The 2,626-nt window shown below is 71.6% G+C and carries 2 protein-coding genes and 2 pseudogenes; all 4 read right to left on the reverse strand.

Annotation, left to right across the window (positions count from 1 at the left end):
* Nucleotides 1–110 precede the first annotated feature (110 nt).
* Complete coding sequence (locus tag ABZ749_RS33500; RefSeq protein WP_357235025.1) at nt 111–1,172, reverse strand: PQQ-binding-like beta-propeller repeat protein; 1,062 nt, start codon at nt 1,170–1,172, stop codon at nt 111–113.
* Nucleotides 1,173–1,372: 200 nt separating this feature from the next.
* Nucleotides 1,373–1,528 (reverse strand): annotated as a pseudogene (locus tag ABZ749_RS33505) (WGR domain-containing protein); the annotation flags it as partial.
* A gap of 62 nt (nt 1,529–1,590) precedes the next feature.
* Nucleotides 1,591–2,484 (reverse strand): acetamidase/formamidase family protein, encoded by an 894-nt coding sequence (locus ABZ749_RS33510; protein ID WP_357235027.1) that lies wholly within the window; start codon nt 2,482–2,484, stop codon nt 1,591–1,593.
* 47 nt (nt 2,485–2,531) lie between these two features.
* Nucleotides 2,532–2,626, reverse strand: a pseudogene (locus tag ABZ749_RS33515) (AraC family transcriptional regulator); the annotation flags it as partial.

Genomic DNA, 2,626 nt, shown 5'->3' on the forward strand with positions numbered 1-2,626 from the left:
GGTCGAAGATCCCCGACACCGGGTTGGCGCTCGGCGCCTTGTCGCTGTCGCCGTGGTGCAGCTGGATGTGGGTGCCCTCGGTGGCGAGAGGCCCCGGCCGCGCCCGCCGCTCAGCGCAGCCGGCGGATGTCGCCGTACGCGCGGTAGTAACCACCGCGGCTGGACTCGCGCACCTCGGTCACCAGATAGCGGGCGCCCGGCTCGCGAATCCCCTTGGGGAACTGCACCGACCAGTCGCGCCGGTAGCCGTCGGAGAGAACCTGAACCCGCAGCCGCCCCCGATCGTCACGACACTGCACGACCACGCCCGCGCCCGAGTCGCTGGTCACCTCGACGATCGTCGGTTGCACCGGCTGGGGCGCCTGGCGGGGGGCCTTGATGTCGCGTACCTCGGGCACGTTTCCGGCCTGCGCGGCGCGGATCGCCGGCTCGCTCGCGTCGATGCAGGCCAGATGGCCGCCGGTGGTGACGACGTAGAGCCGGTCGTCGTGGTATTGCATGGAGTACGCCGAGCCGCAGCCGGTGCCGAGCTTCCACAGCCGGGTGCCCGCCGCGTCGAAGCAGTAGATCGAGGACTGGCTGTCACCGGCGAAGACGTACTCGCCGCCCTCGGCGGTGGCGCAGGAGAAGACCGGGGCGTCGCAGCGGTAGGTGCGGTCGAGCCGTCCCGACTTGGACAGCCGCACCACCTCGCGGGTGCCCGTCCCGGCGAACACACTGCCGTGCTCCTGCCAGCCGAAGAGCACCGAACCGGTGGTGGTGTGCCACAGTTCGCTGCCGGTACGCCACTCGTAGCCGGTCACGCCCCGCGAGTGGCCGTGGTAGATGGCGTCGTCGTCGCACCGCACCATCCAGGCCGAACGCCCGCGACCGGGGCGACGCCACAGGAACTCGTCCTCGTGGTCGACCGCGGTGATCCCGCCGTCGGCGTCGGAGACGCCGAGGACGCCGTCGTGGATGTCCAGCCAGTAGATGTCGATCTCCGGGGCGATCGCGTACGCCACGCGGGGCACCTTGCCGGACAGGTCGTAGACGTTGCCGTCGTCGCAGCCGGCGTAGATCCAGGCGTCGTCGGCGACGATGCACTTGACCCCGTCGGGAAGGCGGACCTGGCTGCGCACCTGGGCGTTGTGGTCGAGCGTGGTGATGACTCCGTGCTCGTTGCCGACCATGCAGTGCTGCCCGTCGACGAAGATGCCGAAGGCGGGGGCGCCGAGTCGTAGCGCCAGAGCACCGGGGCGGTGTGGGCGGTGGAGCGGGTGCTGACGATCTGCCGCCGCGACACGGTGCGCTTCTGGCGCACGCCGGGGACCGCCGGCGCGTAGCCCTTGCGGACCTTCTCCCCGATCTTCTTCGCCGCGGCGGCCCGGGCCCGGGCGTTGTCCGGATAGGCGCTCGCCTTGACCTGCCCCTGGTCGCCGATCCGGCCGTAGCGCACCGTCAGCGTGGCGTTGTCGACGATGACCTCGTAGAACTTGTGCGCACCGTCCACTTCGGACAGTTCGAGGTAGGTCGTCTCCTGGGACATGGGGGGCCTCCGAGGGTCAGCGAGCGGCGCGATCCGGCCGGCGCGGCGACAGTGACCACACGTTAACGGCGACCCCCGACAGAACCGGCGTCCGGCCAGCGCAGCGCGTCGTCGCGGAGCACCGCGTGCGCGCCGACGCTCTGGTTGACGATCTGCGTCACCCGCACGTCGACGGCGATGCTGGCCAGCGCCACCGCGTCCGGGCGGCTGAGGCCGTGCAGTCGCTGCATCAGGGTCAGCATCGAGTCCAGGGCGGTGAACGTGGCGGCGTCGAGGGTGGCGCCGACGCCCATGGTCAGCCACGCGTCGGGGGTACGGGCCACCGGGCCGGTGACCGGAAAGTCGTCGCGTACGTCGATGGTCAACGTCACCTCGTCCATCGGACACTCGATCGCGGTGCCGCCGACCTCGCCGTCACCCTGTACGGCGTGCCCGTCCCCGACGGAGAAGAGCGCGTCGTCCACCGGGATCGGCAGCAGCAGGGTGGTGCCGGCGGTGAGGTCCCGGCAGTCCAGATTGCCGCCCCACGGGCGCGGTGGGGTCGTCGAGTGCAGCCCCGGCTCAGCGGGTGGCATGCCGAGCACTCCCATGAAGGGTCGCAGCGGAACAGTGTGCCCGTGCTGGTTGCGGCCGGTCATCGTCACCGGGTCCAGCGTCCAGGCGTGCACCACCTGGTGATCCTGCACGCCGTAATGCTTGTTGAACTCGCTCGGCCAGCCGCCGGCCACTGTGGTTCCCCAGCTGCCCGGGACGACGGCGTCGATGCGTACCGCGAGGGTCTGACCAGCGCGCGCACCGCGGACCGCGACCGGACCGATCAACGCGTGTCCGTAATCGGGGCGGTGCTGCGGCACCCGGGGCCGGTCCCGGTTCGGCCCGCCGGGGTACGGGCCGGCGGACCACCAGCAGTCCAGGGTGCGGCAGGTGACGGTGTCGCCGGGATCGATGGTGAGCACGGGCGGGAGATCGGGGGAGAAGTGGCCGTGCAGGCTCTCATTCCCCGGGCGGCCAGCACGAACGCGCCGGTGCACAGCGAGACCATCCGGGCGCCCGCCAGGTGGGCCGCGCGGACCGCGTCGAGCAGGTCGGGGGGTATGT

The organism is Micromonospora sp. NPDC047753 (genome assembly GCF_040642735.1).
Classification (GTDB): Bacteria; Actinomycetota; Actinomycetes; order Mycobacteriales; family Micromonosporaceae; genus Micromonospora.